17 protein-coding genes and 1 riboswitch are annotated in these 20,837 nt (G+C 75.1%); of the genes, 10 read left to right on the forward strand and 7 right to left on the reverse strand.

The genetic code is table 11. The annotated features are described in order from the left end of the window. Window positions 1-237: 237 nt before the first annotated feature. Window positions 238-1,251: a LacI family DNA-binding transcriptional regulator gene (locus tag O2V61_RS20550; RefSeq protein WP_269185123.1), complete on the forward strand. Its 1,014-nt coding sequence runs from the start codon at window positions 238-240 to the stop codon at window positions 1,249-1,251. A gap of 56 nt (window positions 1,252-1,307) precedes the next feature. Here O2V61_RS20550 and O2V61_RS20555 read toward each other — a convergent pair whose 3' ends face one another. The 3 genes from O2V61_RS20555 to O2V61_RS20565 all read right to left on the reverse strand — a co-directional run bounded on the left by O2V61_RS20555 (window position 1,308) and on the right by O2V61_RS20565 (window position 4,488). Continuing rightward, entirely contained in the window at window positions 1,308-2,306 is a 999-nt protein-coding gene (locus tag O2V61_RS20555; RefSeq protein ID WP_269185124.1) for an iron-siderophore ABC transporter substrate-binding protein, read from the reverse strand. 91 nt (window positions 2,307-2,397) lie between these two features. Beyond that, the gene (locus tag O2V61_RS20560) at window positions 2,398-3,615 is read right to left on the reverse strand and encodes an acetyl-CoA C-acetyltransferase (RefSeq protein WP_269185125.1); all 1,218 of its coding nucleotides are present in this window, start codon (window positions 3,613-3,615) and stop codon (window positions 2,398-2,400) included. A gap of 78 nt (window positions 3,616-3,693) precedes the next feature. Then, on the reverse strand, window positions 3,694-4,488 hold the full coding sequence (locus tag O2V61_RS20565; RefSeq protein ID WP_269185126.1) for an SDR family NAD(P)-dependent oxidoreductase: 795 nt from the start codon (window positions 4,486-4,488) through the stop codon (window positions 3,694-3,696). Window positions 4,489-4,660: 172 nt separating this feature from the next. Between O2V61_RS20565 and O2V61_RS20570 the strand changes: the two genes are divergently transcribed. From O2V61_RS20570 to O2V61_RS20580, 3 genes are all read left to right on the forward strand, one after another. Then, window positions 4,661-4,885 (forward strand): hypothetical protein, encoded by a 225-nt coding sequence (locus O2V61_RS20570; protein ID WP_269185127.1) that lies wholly within the window; start codon window positions 4,661-4,663, stop codon window positions 4,883-4,885. A gap of 4 nt (window positions 4,886-4,889) precedes the next feature. Further along, window positions 4,890-4,999: riboswitch (TPP riboswitch) on the forward strand. Beyond that, on the forward strand, window positions 4,990-6,000 hold the full coding sequence (locus O2V61_RS20575; RefSeq protein ID WP_269185128.1) for an alcohol dehydrogenase catalytic domain-containing protein: 1,011 nt from the start codon (window positions 4,990-4,992) through the stop codon (window positions 5,998-6,000). It overlaps the preceding riboswitch by 10 nt. 44 nt (window positions 6,001-6,044) lie before the next feature. After that, the gene (locus tag O2V61_RS20580; RefSeq protein ID WP_269185129.1) at window positions 6,045-7,298 is read left to right on the forward strand and encodes an MFS transporter; all 1,254 of its coding nucleotides are present in this window, start codon (window positions 6,045-6,047) and stop codon (window positions 7,296-7,298) included. A gap of 13 nt (window positions 7,299-7,311) precedes the next feature. Here O2V61_RS20580 and O2V61_RS20585 read toward each other — a convergent pair whose 3' ends face one another. Beyond that, window positions 7,312-8,004, reverse strand: a complete 693-nt coding sequence (locus O2V61_RS20585; protein ID WP_269185130.1) for a maleylpyruvate isomerase family mycothiol-dependent enzyme — start codon at window positions 8,002-8,004, stop codon at window positions 7,312-7,314. A 176-nt stretch (window positions 8,005-8,180) separates the two neighbouring features. On the opposite strand from O2V61_RS20585, the gene O2V61_RS20590 reads away from it, so the two are divergent. Further along, window positions 8,181-8,486, forward strand: a complete 306-nt coding sequence (locus O2V61_RS20590; RefSeq protein ID WP_269185131.1) for a UBP-type zinc finger domain-containing protein — start codon at window positions 8,181-8,183, stop codon at window positions 8,484-8,486. 21 nt (window positions 8,487-8,507) lie between these two features. Here the strand turns inward: O2V61_RS20590 and larA are convergent, their stop codons facing one another. Continuing rightward, window positions 8,508-9,779 (reverse strand): nickel-dependent lactate racemase, encoded by a 1,272-nt coding sequence (gene larA, locus O2V61_RS20595; protein ID WP_269185132.1) that lies wholly within the window; start codon window positions 9,777-9,779, stop codon window positions 8,508-8,510. A gap of 221 nt (window positions 9,780-10,000) precedes the next feature. Next, on the reverse strand, window positions 10,001-10,459 hold the full coding sequence (locus O2V61_RS20600) for a hypothetical protein (protein WP_269185133.1): 459 nt from the start codon (window positions 10,457-10,459) through the stop codon (window positions 10,001-10,003). Between the two features lie 236 nt (window positions 10,460-10,695). On the opposite strand from O2V61_RS20600, the gene O2V61_RS20605 reads away from it, so the two are divergent. The 5 genes from O2V61_RS20605 (at window position 10,696) to O2V61_RS20625 (ending at window position 20,114) form a co-directional block, all read left to right on the forward strand. Next, the gene (locus O2V61_RS20605; RefSeq protein ID WP_269185134.1) at window positions 10,696-11,505 is read left to right on the forward strand and encodes a TetR/AcrR family transcriptional regulator; all 810 of its coding nucleotides are present in this window, start codon (window positions 10,696-10,698) and stop codon (window positions 11,503-11,505) included. A gap of 133 nt (window positions 11,506-11,638) precedes the next feature. Then, window positions 11,639-12,481, forward strand: a complete 843-nt coding sequence (locus O2V61_RS20610) for a PRC and DUF2382 domain-containing protein (protein WP_269185135.1) — start codon at window positions 11,639-11,641, stop codon at window positions 12,479-12,481. Window positions 12,482-12,635: 154 nt separating this feature from the next. Continuing rightward, the gene (locus O2V61_RS20615; RefSeq protein ID WP_269185136.1) at window positions 12,636-13,307 is read left to right on the forward strand and encodes a hypothetical protein; all 672 of its coding nucleotides are present in this window, start codon (window positions 12,636-12,638) and stop codon (window positions 13,305-13,307) included. 185 nt (window positions 13,308-13,492) lie between these two features. Next, a complete protein-coding gene (locus O2V61_RS20620; protein ID WP_269185137.1) occupies window positions 13,493-13,732 on the forward strand; it encodes a hypothetical protein in 240 nt (79 codons plus the stop codon). 157 nt (window positions 13,733-13,889) lie between these two features. After that, entirely contained in the window at window positions 13,890-20,114 is a 6,225-nt protein-coding gene (locus O2V61_RS20625; protein WP_269185138.1) for a DUF4011 domain-containing protein, read from the forward strand. On the opposite strand, the gene O2V61_RS20630 is transcribed toward O2V61_RS20625, so the two are convergent. Further along, the gene (locus O2V61_RS20630; RefSeq protein ID WP_269185139.1) at window positions 20,104-20,712 is read right to left on the reverse strand and encodes an HD domain-containing protein; all 609 of its coding nucleotides are present in this window, start codon (window positions 20,710-20,712) and stop codon (window positions 20,104-20,106) included. The two genes, O2V61_RS20625 and O2V61_RS20630, sit on opposite strands and share 11 nt — an antisense overlap. Window positions 20,713-20,837: the final 125 nt, after the last annotated feature.

Genomic DNA, 20,837 nt, shown 5'->3' on the forward strand with positions numbered 1-20,837 from the left:
TCACACAGCCCGCAGGCCGGTTGAGCAACCGGGTGGGGTGCACGGCGAGCGTGCCGCTCCTCGTGCGGCACGCCACGGGTTCCGACGTCCTCCAGCACGCTGAGCCAGGAGGGCACACGTCGCCGTACATCGAAAGACACATTCCCGGATGTGTCTTCGCCGCCTGCACACCTACATCCGCCGCCTGCGCCTGGGGCAGCGGTTTCACCCTTTCTCCACTTCGGTAGAAAGCGCGCTGTGCCCGCGACGCTGAACTCCGTGGCCGCGGCCGCGGGGGTCAGCACCAGCACCGCGAGCCGCGCCCTCTCCGGCCACCCGGCGGTGCTGCCCAGCACCCGCGCCCGGGTGGAGGCGGCCGCCGCTGCCCTCCAGTACCAACCCAACCGCACCGCCAGCGCCCTGCGCACGCGGCGCACGGGACTGCTCGGGCTGGTCGTCAACAGCCTGCGCACGGCGACGTTCCACACGATCGCCGAGACGCTGCAGAGCTGGGCTGCCGGGCACGACTACCAGGTCCTGGTCTGCACCACCGGCGGCGACCCCGCGCGCGAGGCGGCGTTCCTGCAGATGGCCCGCCAGCACCACTTCGACGGCGTGGTGATCGCGGGTTCCGGCGCGAACACCGACCTGGTCAACGTCCTGCTGCAGGAGGGACGGGCGGTCGTGACGATGAACCGCGAGGTGCCCGGTTCACTGGCCCCGTCGGTGATGTCGGCGTACGAGACCGCCGCCCGGATGGCCACCGAGCACCTGCTCCAGCTGGGGCACACCCGGATCGCCGCGATCGAGGGCCCACCCGAGGTGACCTCCGGCCGCCTGCACCACGCCGGCTTCCTGGCCGCGATGGCCGCCGCCGGCGTCCCGGTCCACGACGAGCTCGTGTGCCGGGGGCCCTTCACCCCCGACTTCGGCCGGTGGGCGGCCACCCAGCTGCTCGGCCTGACCGAGCCTCCGACGGCCCTGCTGGTGACCAACCACGAGGCGTCGTTCGGCGCACTGCCGGTGGTCGGGGACAGTCACCTGCGGGTGCCGGGCCAGCTGTCGGTGATCTGCACGGAGGACGAGCCGTTCTACCAGTGGTGGTCACCGCCGGTCACCACCGTGGACAACCGCGCCGAACTGCTGGCCACCAGCGCCGCCGGCCTGCTGCTCTCCCAGCTGACCGCGGGGAGCCCAGCGCAGCCGGCGCCCCGGGTCGAGGTCGTGCCGCCGGTGCTCGTCGCCCGGGGGACGACCGCACCGCCGGCCTGACCCACCACCGGGCCGCCTCAGGAAGGCGACCACGGTGGCCCGGTGATGGGCTCGGCTCAGCCGACCACCTCGGACAGCTCCGGGGCGAAGCCGTCCAGCAGGTAGGGCAGGCTCAGGGCGCTGGCGAACTGCAGGGCCGCGTAGTCCTCACCCTCGATGAAGACCGACCGGCCCTCGGCGACGGTGGGGAGCCCGGTCAGCACCGGATCACCCTCGATCCCCGCCCGCTCGGTGTCGGAGCCGGACTGGAAGACCAGCACGTCGGCGTCCAGCATCCGGGCCTCCTCCCGGCTGACCGTCCCGTAGAACTGGCTCTGCGCCGCGGCGTCCAGGGCCGGGTCGACGACCATGCCCAGGTCCAGGAAGAACCGCGTGCGCGTGTCGTCGGAGGTGTGGAAGGGGTACTCGCCCTCGTAGGCCGGCCCGGAGAGGGTGATCGTCTTCCCCTCCAGCTCCGGGTGCTCGGCGCGGGCGGCCGCGATCTGCTCCTCGACGTCGGCGATCAGCTCCTCGGCGCGGTCGGGCCGGCCGAGCGCCTCGCCGGTGATCCTGGTCTGCTCCTGCCACGGGGTGCCGAAGGCGATGAACTCCTCCGGCTGCACGACCGTCGGGGCGATCGCGCTCAGCGTCTCGTACTCGTCCTCGGTCAGGCCGGCGGTGACGGCCATGATCAGGTCCGGGTCGAGCGCGGCGACCTGCTCCGGGTCGACCTCGGCGCGCGGCAGGATCTCCGGGTCGGCGTCCCCGGCCGCCTCGTCGGCCCACGGGAAGAAGACGTCGTCCTCGGGGCCGAAGGCGTACCGGACGGCGACCGGGACGACGCCGAGGGCGAGGATCGCGTCCTGCTCGGTGTAGCCGAGGGAGACCACGCGCTCGGGCTGCTCGGGGATCTCCGTCGTCCCGTAGGCGTGCTCGATGGTGACCGGGAAGGCGGAGTCGCCGGCCGAGCCGGTGGCGGCCGCGGCCGGCTGCTCGTCGGACTCCGACGAGCAGCCGGCCAGGACGGCGACCGCCAGGACGGGGAGGGCCAGCGAGGTGGCGGACGTGCGTCGCATGCGCGAACGAGATCGAGGCATGCGCTCTTCTTACATGAGGGCAGCCTTACCTAAGTAGTCGGCACCGTTCGTGGTGCCCGCCGGACGACCGTCAGACCACCCGCTCGAACACCGCGGCGAGCCCCTGCCCGCCGCCGATGCACATCGTCTCCAGGCCGTAGCGGGCCTCCCGGCGGCGCATCTCGTGGGCGAGCGTGGCCAGGATCCGGGCACCGGTCGCGCCCACCGGGTGCCCGAGGGAGATGCCGGAGCCGTTGACGTTCACCCGCTCGCGGTCGTCCGCGCCCAGGCCCCACTCCCCCAGGCAGGCCAGCACCTGGCTGGCGAAGGCCTCGTTGAGCTCGATGAGGTCCATGTCGGCCAGCGTCAGCCCGGTCCGCTCCAGCACCGCGGCCGTGGCCGGGACCGGGCCGATGCCCATGGTCTCCGGCGGCACGCCCGCCACGGCCCAGCCGGTCAGCCGGACGAAGGGCTGCCAGCCGCGGCGGTCGGCCTCGGCCCGGGTGGTCACCACGCAGACGGCGGCACCGTCGTTCTGGCCGGAGGCGTTCCCGGCGGTCACCGTCGCCTCCGGGTCGACCCGGCCCATGACCGGGCGCAACCCGGCCAGGTCCTCCATGGTCGTGTCGGGGCGGGGGTGCTCGTCCTCGGTGACCGTGCGGGCCGGCGTCTTGCGGGTGCCGGGCACCTCGACGCCGATGATCTCGTCGGCGAACCGGCCCTCGCGGATGGCGGCACCGGCGGCCTGCTGGGAGCGCAGCGCCCAGGCGTCCTGCTCGAGCCGGTCGACCGAGTACTCCCGCCGCACGTTCTCCGCGGTCTCCAGCATGCCGCCGGGCACCGGGTGGTGCAGGCCGCCGGCGGTCTCGCGGGCCCGGGCCAGCCGGTCGTGCAGCATGACGCCGTCGCCCTTGGCCCCGGTGCGCAGCCCCAGCGCGTAGTGCTCGACGTTGCTCATCGACTCCACGCCACCGGCCACGACCACCGTGCCGGCGCCGGCCGCCACCTGCATCGCGGCGTAGATGACCGCCTGCAGGCCCGAACCGCAGCGCCGGTCGATCTGCAGACCGGGGACCTGCACGCCCAGGCCGGCGTCCAGCGCGGCGATCCGGCCGATCGCCGGGTTCTCACCGCTCGGGCTGCAGTTGCCGAGGATGACGTCGTCGACCTCGCCCTCCCCCAGCCCGGTTCGTTCGACGAGCCCACGCAGCGCGGTGGCGGCGAGCTCGTTGGCGGACAGACCGGCGAAGACCCCGCCGAATCGACCGACGGGTGTACGGACCGGGGAGCAGATGACGACGTCGTCCATGCCCCGACTCTGCCAGCCCCCGGCCACTCCCAGGCAGCGGAACCGACCGCTGGCCGGAAGCCGACGCAGTCGGAGACGTCAGTCGCGCGGCTTGGCGATCACCTCGTGGGCGGAGGACTTCACCGAGTCGGGCAGGACCTTGCTCATCGCCTCCTGCGCCCTGGTCAGCAGCGAACCGGCGAGGACCTCCTTCTTCCCGGCCATGAGCCCCTCGAAGCCCTGCGCGGCGACCTTGGCCGGGTCGTCCTTGGGCCCCGTGCCCATGGCCGTGTCCTCCAGGTCCGCCCGGGGGAAGAAGTCGGTGTCCGTGGGGCCGGGCATCAGCGAGGTGATCGTGACGGCGGAGTCCTTGAGCTCCTGCTGCACGGCCTCGGTCAGCGACTGGACGAAGGACTTCGAGGCGTTGTAGACCGGCTGGTAGGCCCCCGGCATGGTCGCCGCCACCGACGAGGTGACCAGCACCCGTCCGGCGTTGCGGCCGGTCATCTGCACGAGCACGAGCTTCAGCAGCGCGGCGGTGGACACCACGTTGAGCTGCATGACCGCGAGGTCCTCGGCCCAGTCGGTGTCGACGAAGGCACCCCCGCGGCCCACGCCGGCGTTCAGAGCGGCGGCGTCCAGCGGTCGGCCGAGGCCCAGCACCCGGTCCCACAGCTGCTCGATGCCCTCGGGGGTGCGCAGGTCGGCCTGGACGGCGATCACCTCGGTGCCCTCGGCGCGCAGCTTGGCCGCCGCGGTGTCGATGCCGGCGTCCTCGGCGTCGATCACCAGGTCGAAGCCGTGCTGGGCGAACTGCTTGGCGAGCTCGAACCCGATCCCGCTGGACGCCCCGGTCACCAGGGCGAGCGGCGTGGTCGGCGTGGTGTCAGTCATGTCCGCGCGGTACCCGGCTCAGGCAGGACCTCACCCGCCGCCGACGTCCTTTTCGGTCGCCGGCGTCCGATCCGCTGTGCTGGTGGCCGCACCCGGGGTCAGGGGGCACGGCCAGGGAGCACCCTGGCACCCCCTGCTGACGGTTTCCTGTGCGGCGGCTCAGACTCGGCCCATGACCGAGGACACCGGGCCGGCCGGGCACGCCGACGTGATCTGTTCGGCGAAGGGCTGCCGGGCGCCGGCGACCGTGGTCCTGGTGTGGAACAACCCGAAGGTGCACACGCCCGACCGGGAGAAGACCTGGACCGCGTGCGAGGCGCACCGCGAGCAGCTCTCCCACCACCTGGCGATCCGGTCGTTCCTGCGCCGCGTCGAGCCGGTTCCCCCGCTCGGGTAGCTTCAGCGGCGCACACGGGAGCCCGGGCGCGGGCTGAGAAGGCGGACGACCACCGCCGACCGTCCACACCTGATCCGGTTCATGCCGGCGGAGGGAGCTGCTCGATGCTCGCTGCTCGATTCCACGCACCCGGTCGACCCCTGGCCCTGGACGACGTCCCGATCCCCGAGCCCGCCCCCGACGAGGTGCGGGTGCGGGTCCGCGCGGCCGGGGTCTGCGGCACCGAACTGCACTTCACCGAGGGGCTCTACGCGCCGTCCCGGACGCCGATGACCCTGGGACACGAGGCCGCCGGCACGGTCGAGGCGGTCGGGTCCGCGGTCACCGGCTGGGCCGAGGGCGACCGGGTCGCCGTCTACTACTACCTGTTCTGCGGCAGCTGCCGCTGGTGCCTGCGCGGCCGGCAGAACCTGTGCCTGGCCCCGCGTGGCGTGCTCGCCTTCGCCGCGGACGGCGCCTTCGCCGAGCAGCTGGTGGTGCCGGCGCACTGCCTGGTCCGACTGCCCGACGAGCTCTCCTTCGAGGCTGCCGCACCGCTGTGCTGCGCCGGCACCACCGCGGTGCACGCACTGACCGAGGCCGGGGTCGAGCCCGGTGACGTGGTGGTCGTGCTCGGCGCCGGCGGCGTGGGCCTGGCGGCGGTGCAGGAGGCCCGGCGACGCGGCGGCGTGGTCGTGGCCGTCAGCCGGGACGACGCCCGCCGGTCGGCCGCCCGGTCTGCCGGGGCCGTGACCGCGGTCTCCCCCGCCGAGCTCGCCGAGACGGTGGCCCGGCTCTCCGGCGGGCAGGGCGCCGACGTCGTCGTCGAGCTCGCCGGGGTGACGGCGACCCTGGAGCTGGCGACGGCGGTGCTCGGCCGCCGCGGCCGGCTGGTGCTGGTCGGGTACAGCGCCGACGCACTGACGGTGAGCCCGCTGGGGATGGTGGTCGCCGAGCAGCGGGTCATCGCCAGCGTGGGCAACACGTTGGCCGAGCTGGAACAGGCGGTGTCCCTGGCCGCCGCGGGGCAGCTCACGCCGCCGGTGGCCGGCACGATGCCGCTGACCGAGGTCAACCAGGCGCTGGACCGGCTGCGCGCCGGGGACGTCGCGGGTCGGCTCGTGCTCGCCCCCTGACGCCCCGCAGTCGCGCGCCGGGCGGCGTGTGAGGATCAGCGCTCGTGCGACCACGCGGCAAGGACACCCCCCTCCCCCGGGAGGTCGGCGTCCTGGCCATCGTCGCCTTCGTCGTCGCGCTCGGGTTCGGCATCGTGGCCCCGGCGATCCCGCTGTTCGTCCGCGACTACGGGGTGGGCACCACGGCCGTCGGGTTCGCCGTCAGCGCCTTCGCCTTCTTCCGGTTCGTCTCCGCCTTCGCCGGGGGCTCGCTGGTCGAGCGGCTCGGCGAGCGGGCGGTGCTCGCCGCCGGGCTGGCGATCGTCGCGGTCGCCACCGCCGCGGCGGCCCTGGCCGGCAACTTCCCGCTCTTCGTCGCCCTGCGGGCCGCCGGCGGGGTCGGCAGCGCGATGTTCACCGTGGCCGCCCTCTCGCTGCTGCTGCGCACGGCGCCGGCAGCGCAGCGCGGCCGGGCCGCGGCCACCTACCAGGGCGGCTTCATCCTCGGCGGCATCGCCGGCCCGGCAGCCGGTGGGTTCCTGGCCGAGGTCTCGCCGCGGCTGCCGTTCTTCGTCTACGGCGGCTTCCTGCTGATCGCCGGGGTCGTCGCGCTCGTCCTGCTGCGCCCGGCCGCGCTGCCCCCGGTGACCGGGGTGGCGACCGGCGTGCCACCGGCCCTCGACCAGGTGAACGCCGGCGGGCCCTCGAGCGTGGCCGTGCCCCCGGCGGGCGCCGACGGCGGGGGGCTGCGCGCGGCACTGCGGTCCCGGGCCTACGTCGCGGCCCTGGTGGCCAACCTCGGCGTGGGCTGGGTGCTGTTCGGCGTCCGCAACTCCCTCGTGCCGCTCTACGTGACCGAGGAACTGGGCAAGACGGTGGCCTGGGCGGGCGCCGGCCTGCTGGCCGGGTCGGTCGCGCAGGCCGTCGGGCTGCTGCGCGCCGGGCGGTTGGCGGACACCTGGGGCCGCCGCCCCTCGCTCCTGCTGGGGTCGGGGCTGGCGACCGCGGCGATCGCCGTCCTGGTGCTGCCGCCGAGCACCGCGGCCTTCCTGCTCTCGATGGCCACCTTCGGCCTGGGCGCCTCCCTGCTGGCCAGCGTGCCGGCCGCGGTGGTCGGTGACGTCAGCCCCGCCCGGGGCGGGCGGGTGGTGGCGGTCTTCCAGATGGTCGCCGACCTGGGCGCGGTGGTCGGGCCGCTGGCCGCCGGCTGGCTCACCGACACCTTCTCCTACCAGGTCGCCTTCGCCGTCAGCGCCGCCGTGCTGGGGGCGGCGCTGCTGGCTGCGCTGGCGATGCCGCGGGACCGACCCGCCGGCTGACGCGGCAGGCCGGTCAGAGCCAGGGCGCCAGGGTCGGCACCGGCCCGTCGGCCTCCAGCTCCTCCCCCGTGCTGCGTCCGGTGACCCACGCCGCGACCGCCGGCAGCGGACCGGCGACGGCCAGGGCACCGGTGCCCCACTCGCGGTCACCGGCGAACAGCGCCACGTCGGGCACGGTGTCGCGGCGGTCCCACATCCGGAACACGTCGTCGACCAGCGCGGCCAGCACGTCGTCCGGGATGTCGGTGAAGGCGACTCCCTCGTCCAGGTCGACGGCGTGCACCCACACCTCCCGGCAGCGCATCCAGGGCACCTCCGCAGCCGGCACCTGCCGCCCCTGGGCGGTGCGCACCTGCGCGGCCCAGGCCTCCTCGGGCATGCCCCGGACGGCAGCCGCCAACCGGCCGGTCGCCGCGACCACCGCCGCGCGCAGCTCGGGCGCCGGCAACTGCGCCGCCTCGTCGATCTGGGCGTCCCGCGCCTCCGTGGAGGCGTACATCGGCGTCTCCACCCCGGTCCGCGCCCAGCTCAGCAGGTTGACCAGCGCGTCGGCGTTGGCTGCCAGGTGCGCCAGGAGGTGCCGCCGGGTCCAGCCGGCCAGCAGCGAGGGTGCGTCCAGCTCCTCGTCGGTCAGCCGGCCCAGCGCCGTCCCGAGGAGTCGTTCGCCGTCCTCCCACCAGGCGAGCGTCTCGACCGGGGCGGTCATCGGCGGGTTCCGGAGGTCGTGTGCGGCGCGTCCATGAGGCCACCCTGCCGCGCCGCCGGGCGGTGTGCCAGAGCTGGCGGCCGGGGCTACCGCCGTGCCCCTCCAGCCGGTTGGATGGAGCTGCCCCGCCGGCCGTCCACCGGTGGTCCCCCTCGACGGCAGCGACCGGAGGTCCCGTGCCCGCGAGCCCCGTCGCCGGCTGGCGGGTGGAGACCGGTGCCGTCTGCGCGCACGCCGCCGGACTGCCGGCGTCGCCCGGCCCGGCCGAGGCGTGCGCCGACTGCCTGCCGATCGGCGGGCAGTGGGTGCACCTGCGGCGCTGCCTGAGCTGCGACCACGTGGCGTGCTGCGACTCCTCGCCGCACCGGCACGCGACCGCGCACGCCACCGCCACCGCGCACCCGGTGGCCGCCTCCGCCGAGCCGCGCGAGCACTGGGCCTGGTGCCACCCCGACCGGGCCCTGCTCCTGCCCTTGCCCTGACCCTCGTCGTCGGAGCAGGGCTCAGCTGCGGACGTAGGGGATGGTCTGCGGCCCCTCGGGCAGCGCACAGACCCGGGCACCGGGGCCCGCGGCCACGACCGCGTCGGCGACGGTGGCTGCGATGTCGGTCGTCTGCGCCAGGTGCGCGTCGGCGAGCTGGGCGTCCGTGAGGTGGTCGGTGTGCATGACCACCCGGTGCGCCGACTGGATGCGGGCCTGGATCTGCACCTGCCACTGGTCGGGCACCGTCTGCTCGCGCGCGCCGATCAACTCCAGCAGCGCCTCCGGTGACGCCGCCGAGGTGAGCACCTCCCGGTAGGAGCCGTGGTCGGGGAAGCCGTCTTCGCAGGCGGCGGCGCAGACGATCAGCCCGTCGGGCCGGGTGACCTGCGCGGCCGCCGACATGCCCTTCACCGACTGGTAGAGGTTCTGGTCCAGCGGGAACCCCGAGCCGGTGGTGACGACGACGTCGAACGGCGCGTCCACCGGCGCCATCGCGACCTCGCGGGCCCGCTCGATCGCCACCGCGTGCATCTCCAGGGTGTCCCCGCCGAACGCGGCGATGACCTCCTGGCGGGTGTTGAGCACGACGTCGAAGGAGAAGGTCACGTCGGTGCCGGCGGTGATCGCCCGGACGTCGTCGTGCACCGGGTTGCCCTGGGTGACGCCCCAGGTCGCCCGCGGGTCGCCGATCCGCTTCGCGTCGTGCAGGACCAGCACCGTGTCCAGGGCGGCCAGGCCGGGGGCGACCATCTTCGGGCCGCCGGAGAACCCGGCGAAGAAGTGCGGCTCGACGAAGCCGGTGGTCAGCCGGACGTCGGCGTCCACCCACTGCTCGTTCAGCCAGACGGGCACCCCGTCCCCGAACGTGCCCATCCAGCGGTGCGTGTCGCTCGCCCGGGAGTCGTGGTTGACGATCCGGACGGTGTCCACGACCTCGTCGCCGAACATCGCCCGCAGCTCGGCGTCGGTGTTGGCCCGGTGGGTGCCGGTGGCGACCAGGACGACGACGTCCTCCAGGCGCACGATGCCGTCGAGCTCCTCGAGCACCGCCGGGATCATCAGGTGCCGGGGCTGGGCGCGGGTGCCGTCACAGGCCGAGATCGCCACCGTCTGCCCCGGCCGCACCCGCTCGCGCAGCGGCAACCCGCTCACCGGTTCGCGCAACGCCCGGCGCAGCTCGGCGGCGACGTCCGGGGCGGCCGGGTGCTGCACCGGGGTGATCACCGCGGCGTCGTCCGGGAGCTCGACGAGGAGCCCTCCGCGCCCGTAGGCGAGCGTCACCTGCTGCACGTCGTCCTCCTGGAGCCGGGTGCCCCATCAGACCACCGGACCGCGCATCCCACCGATCGACCAGGTCCAGCGGCCGCTGCGCAGACCGGCCGGCTCGCCGTCCAGGCAACGACCTGGCCCCTGTCGAGGAGCTGGCCGACGCCGGCTGCACCCTGGGGTGAGCGAAGGGCACCTGGACCAGATGCTGGTCCAGGTGCCCCGGCGGTACGTCGAGCAGCGGGTCAGGCGGGACGGCGGCCGGCGAGCCGGCGGGCCGCGGCGAGGGCGTCGGCGTCGAGGGCGTCGACGTCTCCCGCTCGCCGCGCCGTCTCCTGGCCGTCCAGCCAGCTGACGTGCCGCTCCCAGGCGGCCCGCGGCGAGGTGCCGAGCGCCCGCCCGATCTGCTCCCAGTCGGCCCCGCCACGCAGCGCAGCGCGGATGCCGAGCTGGCGGTGGGCGTGGGCCTTGCGGGCGACGACCTCGCCGAGGGCGAGCAGTTCCAGGGCCTCGTCGACGTCCAGGGAGGTGCCGAGGGTCTTGAAGCTGGCCCAGTCGTCGGCGTCGTCCGACCGGTCGTTCGGGCCGTCGACGGCGACGTTGTCGCGCCGGCTCAGGAAGTCCAGCCGGGTCACGGCGGTCGTGAGCGAGAACTCGCTCTCCAGCACCTCAGGGGTGGTGGCGACCTCAGGCACAGTGGTCATGAGGACCAGCATTTCCCGGACCTGGGCGGCTGTAACGCGTTCGTGACCATCGTCTCGTGTCCAGCCGAGTGGCCTCGCACACGGTGGTCGGCCACGCGCGGGACGTGCCGACCGGGCCCGCCGGACGGCGGGCCCGGTCGGGGCGCGCCGTGAGCCTCCCGACCGGGCCGCCACCGGGCCAGCCGCACGGGAGCCGGACGACGGCGAGGACAGTGGAGGGCGACACGAGGAGGTGGATGGTGCCCACGATCAGCGACCAGACGAGCGACGACGTGCGAGACCCCGACCTGGTGGCCGTGCAGGAGGGCCCCGAGGCGGCCGGCGAGCTGACCCGCCCGGCCGGCCTGGACCGGGAGAAGATCCTGCAGGCCGCCATCGACTTCATCGACGAGCAGGGCCTGGCCGCCCTCACCATGCGCCGACTGGGCTCCTCCCTGGGCGTCGAGGCGATGGCCCTCTACCGCTACGTGCCCGGCCGGGAGGACCTGCTCGACGGAGTCGTCGACCGGGTCGTCGAGACGCTGTGGGACGACCGGGACGGCGACGACATCCAGGTCGTCGACCACTCCGGCTGGCAGGACTACCTGGTGCGGCTGGCCCACGGCATGCGCCGAATCGCCCTCGCCCACCCGGCGGTGTTCCCACTCGTGGCGAGCCGGCCCCCGGCCGCACCCTGGGTGCGTCCGCCGCTGCGCAGCCTCCGGCTGGTCGAGTCCTTCCTCGGCACCCTGCGGGAGGGGGGCTTCTCCGACCAGGCCGCCGTGGCCGCGTACCGGGCCTACTCCAGCTTCCTGCTCGGCCACCTGCTGCTCGAGGTCACCCAGATCGGCGCCCAGGTGAGCCTGCTGGACCAGCCCGAGGGCGACGAGCAGGCGCAGCGGGAGACCGACATGAGCGAGTACCCGAACCTGGCACGGACCGAGTCGCTGCTCGGCCAGGACAAGTCGGCGGCCGAGTTCGAGGAGTCCCTCGAGAACCTCCTGGACCGGTTGGAACGGGTGCTGCACGAGGCGAGGAACTCCGGCGGCGACGTCGGCGACCTCTGATCCCGCGGACGGGCTGCCGGCCCGGTCACGGAATCTGGTCCCGGCGTCGTTTACGCCGTAAACGGGTGGGCACAGATGTCCCCGGCGGCAACCGCACCGTGGTCGCCGCAGTCACTCAGACCCGGAGGCACGCGTGATCACCCAGCAGGACATCACCACCATCATCGGCACCAACGCCGTGGACACCGACGGCGACAAGCTGGGCAAGGTCGGTCAGGTCTACCTCGACGACCAGACCGGCAGCCCGGAGTGGGCCACGGTCAGCACCGGCATGTTCGGCACCTCGGAGACCTTCGTCCCGCTGGCCGACGCCTCGGTCGCCGACGGCGTCCTGCGCGTCCCCTACCAGAAGGCCAAGGTCAAGGACGCTCCCCGGATCGACGCCGACCAGGGTCACCTCAGCCCGGAGGAGGAGACCGAGCTCTACCGCTACTACGGCGTGGGCGTCGGCACCGAGACCGCCCGGGTGGACGTCGCCGAGACCGGCCGCGTGGACACGGACCGCGTGGACACGGACCGCGTGGACACTGCCCGCGTCGACACCGACCGCCGCGACACCGTGGGCCACGACACCTCCGGCCCGACGACCGACGACGCGATGACCCGCTCCGAGGAGCAGATCCGGGTCGGCACCCAGCACGTCGAGACCGGCAAGGCCCGGCTGCGCAAGTACGTCGTCACCGAGGACGTGACGACCACCGTCCCGGTCTCCCACGAGGAGGTCCGGATCGAGCGCGAGCCGATCACCGACGCCAACCGGGACGAGGCACTGGCCGGCCCGTCGATCTCGGAGGAGGAGCACGAGGTCGTGCTGCACGCCGAGCGCCCGGTGGTGGCCAAGGAGGCCGTGCCCGTCGAGCGCGTGCGCCTGGACACCGAGACGGTCACCGAGCAGGAGACCGTGACCGACACGGTCCGCAAGGAGCAGATCGAGACCGAGGGCGTCGACGGCGTCCGGGCCGACGACCGCCGCTGACCCCGGGGGTGGTCCGCCCGCCGGCGGACCACCCCGTCGCCTCCGCACCACCCCCGCGACCGGGACGGCCCGCCCGCCGGTCGCCCTGCACTCGTCGCGATCGGCGAGCGGCTGCTCGCCCGCCGATCGTGACGACCTCCTCCCTGGAGACCCCATGACCGGCAGCACCACCCCCTCCGACCCGGCCGACCGCGGCACCTCGCTCGGCGACCGGACGACCAGTTTCCGCAACAACGAGGTGACCCCCGGCACCGGCGCCCGCGCGAGCCGAGGCGCAGCCCGCGACGCCGTCGACCGCCAGCACGACCGCTTCGGCGGGATCAAGTGGGGCGCCGCCTTCTTCGGCTGGCTGTCCGCCAACGGGCTCGCCGTGCTGCTCATCGCCGTCGTCTCGGCCGCCGGGGTCGCGGTCGGCCTCACCGAGACCGTCGCCTCCGTCGAGGAGGCCACCGACAACGCGGGCGGCATCGGGATCGGCGGCGGCATCGCGCTGCTCGTCATCCTGTTCCTGGCCTACCTGGCCGGTGGCTACGTCGCCGGGCGGATGGCCCGCTTCGACGGTGCCCGGCAGGGCATCGCGGTATGGGTGATCGGCCTGCTCGTGGTGCTGGCCCTGGCCATCGCCGGTGCGGTCCTCGGTTCCCAGTACAACGTGCTGTCCGAGCTCGACCTGCCGCGCATCCCGATCGACGAGGGCACCCTGACGACCGCGGGCATCATCGCCCTGGTCGCCGTCCTGCTGGTCACGCTCCTGGGCGCCGTGCTCGGCGGCAAGCTGGGCGAGCGCTTCCATCGCAAGGTGGACCGGGCGGGCTTCGCCGCCTGACCGCCGGCGGACCAGGCGACCGGTCGAGCACGCAGCGCCTCCGGCACCGCCACGGTCGGCCTCGTCCAGGCCCGACGGTGGCGGTGCTGCTGCGTCCGGGGCAGCTGGGGCTGGTGAGGTGACACCCCGGACACGGTGCGCGTGTTGCGCGCGTCGGAGCCGCCGCCGTCTCACATCGTGGCGCCATGGCCTTCCCGTACCGCACGGCCCGCGCCGTGATGATGGTCGGGTCGCTGAACGACCCTGCCGGCCAGACGGCACGGCTGATCGGACCGGCGCACGCCACCCTGGGGCTCCGCGGTGCTCGCGGTCGCACGGCCCTCTGCGGCGCCTATGTGGCCCGGGACGAGGAGGTGCCGTGGCCGCCGGAGCCCGAGCTCTGCGACACCCTCTGCCCGGACTGCAGCACCCTCGCCCGACTCTGACCCCGCTCGGCGGCGCGCCGGCCAGCCCGGCCTCCGGCGGCTCGACGAGCCCAGGCAGACGGGTGTTCGGTCACGGACCGGCAACTGCTGTCACACCCGCCCCGCGCGTGCGCCCCGCCTGAGCGGAACGGTCCGTCCGACCAGGTACACACACTCCATGCGCAACGCTGCCGACCTCCACGCGAGCACCGAGGGCCCGGCGGCGGCGCCCTCGCCGTCGGTCTCCGTCGAGCTCACGGTCAGTCCGGTGGTCAGCTACGCCCTCGCCGCCCACGCCGTGCCGGTCGTCTCCCGGCTCACCCTCGCCGGCAGCGCGGCCACCGTCCGCGGTGCGGTCCTCCGGCTCTCCGTTCGGGACGCCCAGGGCGACCTCGGCCCCGGCGTCGAGCGACTGGTCGACCTCGAGGCCGGCCGCAGCACCGTGCTCGACGACGTCGTCCTCACCCTCGACCCGGCCGCCCTGCGCCACGGCGAGGAGAGTCGGCCGGGCTGGGTGCAGGTGGAGCTGGCAGCCGCCGGCGAGGTGCTGGCCGAGCACCGGGCACCGATGACGGTCCTCGGCGCCGCCCAGTGGGTGGCCGCTCCCCTGTCGCCGGCCCTGGAGGTGCTCGCCGCCCACGTGCAGCCGCAGCACCCGGCGATCCCCGCCCTGGTGGCCGAGGCCGCCGCCCTCCTCGAGGAGGGCACCGGCAGCGACAGCCTGACCGGCTACGTCGACGGGCCCGAGCGGGTCGACGAGGTGGTGGAGGCGATCACCTGGGCGATGCGCCGCCGCGAGGTGCGGCACCGCCAGCCGTCGGCCGGCTGGACGGCGTCCGGCCAGCAGGTCCGCGACCCCGGGGAGGTCCTCGACGGCCGGGCCGGCACCTGCCTGGACACCGTCGTCACCCTGGCGGCCGCCCTCGAGCACGCCCATCTGCGACCGCTGCTCTGGGTGGTGGAGGGGCACGCCTTCCTGGGCTACTGGCGGGAGGAGCGCAGCGCGGAGACGGCCGCGACGACCGAGGTCACGGCACTGGTCGACCAGGTCGACCGGGGCCTGATCGGCCTGGTCGAGACGACCCTGCTGACCGACCGTGGCAACACCACCCCCGACCTGCACGGCCCGGCCTACAGCGCCTGGCTGTCCGGTGACCTCTCCCGGGTCCTCGGTGTCACCGATGTCCACCGCGCCCGCCTCGACGGGATCCGGCCGCTGCCCCGCCGCACCGGCGAGGACGGGGGGACGGAGCAGTCCCCCGCGCACCACCCGGCCGAGGCCCCGGCACCGTCCCTCCCCGACGAACCCGCGGCGTCCGCGACCGACGACTCCCCGGCTGCCCCGCCCCGGGTGCAGCAGTGGGAGGACGCGCTGCTCGACCTGAGTCCGCGCAACCGGCTGGTCCACCACCCCGAGGGCTCCGGGCTGCCGCTCGCGGTGCCGCACGATGCGCTGCCCGTGCTGGCGGAGCTGGTCACCAGTGGGGCCGCGCTGACGCTGCTGCCCAGTGACCGGATCGCCGGGGTGCACGCCGAGCGCGGGGTGCGCGTGGCCCGGGACCTGCCGCCGCAGCAGCTGCACCAGCTCCTCACCGAGCACCGGTCGGTACACGTCGACCTCCCCCATGCCGACCACCACTCCCGGCTGCGCGCTCTCGTCCACCGGGCGCGAACGGTGGTCGAGGAGACCGGTGCCAACGCCCTGTACCTGGCCCTGGGCAGCCTGGTCTGGGAGCTCGACGGCCGCTCGCTGCGGTCACCGGTGGTGCTCGTCCCGGTCCTGCTCACCCCGGCCGGCCCGGACGGCGGGTACCGGCTGACGGTCGACGAGACCGGTAGCAGCGTGCCGAACGCGTGCCTGCTGGAGAAGCTCCGCCGGGTGCACGGGCTCACCGTGCCGGGGCTGAGCGCTGCGGCCGAGGACGGCGCCGACGTCGACCTGGCCCCAGCGCTGCAGGCGCTGGGCGAGGCGCTGGCCGCCGCCGCGCTCCCCCACCGGGTCGAGGCGACCGCGGAGCTGGCCGTCCTGCCGGTCGCGGCGCACCGGCTCTGGCGCGACCTCGACGAGCACTGGGCCGAGTTCGCGTCCAACCCGCTCCTCGCCCACCTGGTGCACTCCCCCACCGGTGCCTTCGTCGACCCGGTGCCCGCCCCCGCCGGCCCGGTCGACCTCGACGAGCTCGCCGCGCAGTGCCCGCTCCCGGCCGACGCCGCCCAGCTGGGTGCGGTCGCCGAGGCCACCGCCGGACGCACCTTCGTGCTGGAGGGCCCGCCGGGCACCGGCAAGTCCCAGACCATCGCCAACCTGGTGACCCGGGCCGTCGCCGAGGGCAAGCGGGTGCTGGTCGTCGCCGGGAAGCGCGCCGCGCTCGACGTCGTCGCCCGCCGGCTGGACGCGGTCGGCATGGGCCCCTTCGCCCTCGACCTGCACGACAAGGGCAGCCGGCCCGCCGTCGTCCGGGCACAGATCCGGGCCGCGCTGCAGCACGGGGTCGACGTCGACGTACCCGGCCTGGCGGCCGACGCCGAGGAGCTGCGGTCGGCGCGGCGCAGCCTGCAGCGCTACGCGGAGCAGCTGCACGCCGACAACCCGGCCGGGCTGTCCTGCTGGTCCGCCCGCACGGCCGTGCTGGCCGCTGCCCCCGGCGTCGACCCGCTGCCGGTCACCGTCCGCTTCGCGGCCCGGGCCACCGCCGAGGTGGTCACCGAGGTGCGCCGGGCGCTGGCGCTGCTGCCCGACATCGCCGGGCTGGCCCGACCGTCGGCCGGGCACGCCTGGGCGTTCATCGACACCATCGAGCTGGACATCACCGAGGTGCAGCAGGCCGCGGTCGCCGTCGACTCGGCGATCCGGGAGCTGCCGGGCGAGGGTGGGCTGGCCGCGGTGCTGCGCGCCACCGGCACCCCGGAGGACCTGGACGCCCTGGTGCACCTGCTCGGCGGCCCCCGGATCAGCCTGGCCGTGCTGGACGAGGTGCGCACGCCGCGCTGGTCGGCGGCCACCGAGGACCTGCTCGGCGAGATCGCCGCCCTGGTCGCCGCGCCCCACCCGAGCCTGGACGCCGTCACCCCGGCCGCCCTCGACCTGCCGTTGGCCGACCTGTTCGTGCAGGCCCAGGAGGCCGCGGCGGCGAGCTGGGTGGGCCGGCGCGGCAAGCTGACCGCCGTCCGGGACCAGCTGACCCCGGTACTGCGCCCGGGTGGGTCGATCAAGCCCGGCGAGGTGCCCGAGCTGACCGCCGCGCTGCGCCGGCTGCAGTCCGCCGTCCAGGCCCTGGCCGCCCGGGCCGCCGGCATCCCGGGGTTGCAGGTGCCGCCCGGGTGGAACCCCTTCACCGAGCCCGGCCGGTCGGTCTTCGACGCCGAGGTCCGCTGGCTGCGCCGCGCCGCCGCCACCGTCGACGGGGACTCCGGCTTCCCGGCTGCGGTGCGCCGGTTCCTCACCGCCGGCCCGGTGGCCGACGCGGCCGGCGCCCGCACCGTGGCCACGCTGCGCGATGCCCTCCGCCAGCTGCTGACGGTCTGCTCCAGCGACTCCGCCCGGCTGGCCGCCTGGAGCGGCGAGGACGGCCTGGTGCTGCGCTGGACGATGACCCGGCCCGAGCGGGGTGTCGAGTACGTGCACCCGATGTCGCTGCGCCGGTGGGTCAGCCTGCTGGACACCCTGGAGCCGCTCCGGCTGGCCGGGCTCACCGAGGCCCGGCTGCAGTTGCTGCACGGTGCGGTGCCCGCCGACGACGCGGTCCGCGCCTTCGATCGGGGCCTCGCCGAGGCCTCGGTCGTCGAGCGGCAGCAGGCCACCGGGCTGGACGCGTTCGACGCCGGGCTGCACGAGCGCACCGTCGCCCGGTTCGCCGCGGCCTCGCGGGCCGTGCGGTCCCACCTGGTCGATGCCGTGCCCGCCGGCGTGCTGGCGGCCCGGTCGTTCGACGCGGACTCGGCCGACGGCCCGGTCGGTGCCCTGCAGCGCGAGCTGGCCGAGCAGGGCCGTGGGCTGGGCGTGCGCGGGCTGCTGGCGACCTACGGCGACCTGATCACCGCCGTCCTGCCGTGCGTGCTGGCCAGCCCGGAGTCGGTGGCGCGCTTCTTCCCTCCGGTCGCCGACCAGTTCGACCTCGTCGTCTTCGACGAGGCGTCGCAGATCCGGGTCGCCGACGCCGTCGGTGCGCTGGGCCGGGCCCGAGCGGCGGTGGTGGTCGGGGACAGCGAGCAACTGCCACCGGCGTCCCCCGGCGAGCCGGCCGGCATCGACGACGAGGGCCAGGTCGCCGATGCGGTCCGCCCCGAGGAGAGCATCCTCTCCGCGTGCGTGGAGGCCGGGGTGCCGCGGCAGTGGCTGTCCTGGCACTACCGCAGCCAGGACGAGTCGCTGATCGCCTTCAGCAACGCCCACCACTACGGCAACCGGCTGTCCTCCTTCCCGGCGCCGGCGGACGGCCCGGCCTCCTCCGCCCCGGATGGCCACGGGATCTCCCTGGTGCAGGTCGCCGGCACGTTCCTGCGCTCCGGCCCCGGCGTGCACACGAACCCGGTGGAGGCCCGTGCCGTCGTCACCGAGGTGCTGCGCCGCTTCTCCGTGGCCGCGCCGGCGACCCCGTCGATCGCGGTGATCACCGTGAACGCACCGCAACGGGCGCTGATCGAGGAGCTGCTGCGCGACTCCGGGGACGAGCGCGTGGCCGAGGCGCTGGACTCCGGCGACGGGCTCCTCGTCAAGGACGTCGAGCACGTGCAGGGTGACGAGCGGGACGTCGTCCTGCTCTCCCTCGGGTTCAGCGCGGACGTGCGCGGCCGGCTCCCGCAGGACCTCGGGCCGCTGAGTCGCAGCGGCGGGGAGCGACGGCTGAACGTGGCCGTCACCCGTGCCCGCCGGCAGGTCGTCGTCTTCAGCTCCTTCGCCCCCGAGCACCTGAACGCCGGACAGACCGCATCGGTGGGGGCCCAGCACCTGCGCGCCTACCTCGACCTGGCCGCCCGGGGCACCGACGCCCTCCCCCGTGCTGCCCGGGCCGCGGAGCTGCACGACGGTCACCGCGACGAGGTGGCCGCCGGGCTGCGCGCCCGCGGTCTGGTGGTGCGCACGGACGTCGGGCTGTCGGACTTCCGCATCGACCTGACCGTCGCCCACGGGACGGCGCCGGACGCCCCGGTGCTGGCGGTCCTGCTCGACGGCCCGGAGTGGGCCCGGCGCCGCACGGTCGGGGACCGCGACGGTCTCCCGGTCGAGGTGCTGGGTGAGCTCCTGCGCTGGCCGGCGGTGGAGCGGGTGTGGCTGCCGACCTGGCTGGCCGACCGCGAGACCGTGCTCACCGCACTCGAGGCGGCGGCGGAGGCGGCAGCTCCCGGACCGGCAGTGGCCGAGCCGGCGATGCCGGACGAGGCGGAGGAGCCCTACGACGGCCCGCTGGCCGACGTCATCCCGCTCCGCCCGCTCTCGCTCCGGCCGGCGCCGGTCGTGGAGCCCACCGTCGAGCCCGCGCCCGAGCCCGAGCCCGTCCTGGTCGAGCCCGAACCCCAGCCCGAGACGGTCGTGGTCGAGCCCGTCGTGGTCGAGCCCGTCGTGGTCGAGCCCGTCGCGGTCGAGCCCGAGCCCGTCCTGGTCGAGCCCGTCGCGGTCGAGCCCGAGCCCGTCGCGGTCGAGTCCCAGCCCGTCGTGGTCGAGCCTGCACCGGAGCCGGTCGCGGTCGTGGCGCCGGCACCCGCTGTGGCACCGACGCCCGGCGTGGCACCGACACCCGGCGTCGAGCCGGTGGCCCCTGAGCCGGCAGAGGCCGCTGCGCCGGCACCGACCACGCCCACCCGCAGGACGACGCCGAAGGCGCCGGCCAGGGTCATCCGCGCCGCCGCCACGCCGCTGGACGAGGAGCAGCCGTTCATCCCGTGGGCGCCGAAGCCGGCCGGCGACAAGCGGCAGCTCGACCGGTTGACCGACCCCGCCGTCGCCCGACTGGTGCGCCGGGTGCTCACCGCGGGCATCAAGGCGGAGGGGCCGGTGCACCGGGACCGGCTGACCCGGCTCACCGCAGCGGCGTTCGGGCTGTCCCGGGTGACCGAGGCCCGGCGGGACGCGCTGCTGGCGTTGCTGCCGGCCAGCACCGTCGACGGCGACTTCCTGTGGCCGGCTTCGATCGACCGGGAGACGTGGAGCTGGTTCCGCCGCCAGGACAGCAACGCCGACCGTCCGCTGGACCAGGTGGCGCCCCGGGAGATCGCCAACGCCATGGTGGCGCTGTGCCGGGCGGCCAACGGTCTGTCCCGCGCCGAGCTGCAACTCCGGACGCTCGAGGTCTTCGGCCACCGCCGGCGCACCGCCGCCCTGCAGCCGCTGCTGGACGCCGTCCTGGCCGGTGCTCTGGCCGGCGGGCGGCTCACCGAGCAGCCGTCCGGCCGGATCACCGGCTGAGGGCAGGCCGGTCCAGCGGGTTGGCCCGGACCCGCTCGGCGAAGCCGCCGGCGACGAACTGCCCCGCCAGGGACGACGGCTTGCGACGCGCCTGCTCGGTGAAGCAGCCGAGGAACTCCTCGGCCAGCCCGAGCCGCGGGAACGCCTCCAGCACCTCGGCGCGGACCTCCGCCGGCCAGTCCTCGTGACGGCGGCCGGAGACGTCCAGCCCCGTGGCCAGCTCCAGCAGGTGGCCCTCCGGGTCGGCGGAGACGTCGACCTCCGGTGCCATGTGGGCGACGATGACCTCGGCGGTGCGCCGGCGCCGGTCGGCGTCCCACCCGGCGCCGGCGCCGAAGACCCAGACGACGGCGGCGCCGGCCTCCTCGAACGGCACGGTGGCGCTGTCGAACACCGGCACCAGCCCGATGTCGTGCAGCATCGCCGCGACGTAGAGCAACTCGGGATCGAAGGCGATCCCCCGCACCCGGCCGTAGGCGGCTGCCCAGAGGTGGGAGCGCCAGCAGTGGTTCAGCAGTGCGGGCGAGTGGAACTGCTGGGCCACCTGGAGCGCGGAGGCCGCAGCGGCGGTGTCGGGGACGAGGTCGTCGAGGTGCACGGACGGCAGTCTGGCGACCGATCGTGTCGCCTGTCCCGCGCGGCGAGCGCCGTGGCAGGAACCCCGCGATCATCGGCGGGATCGACCTCGTCCGGTCAGGAGGTGGGGCCCAGCCGGTGCTCTGC

Source organism: Modestobacter sp. VKM Ac-2985, from assembly GCF_026967925.1.
In the GTDB taxonomy this organism is placed as follows: domain Bacteria; phylum Actinomycetota; class Actinomycetes; order Mycobacteriales; family Geodermatophilaceae; genus Modestobacter.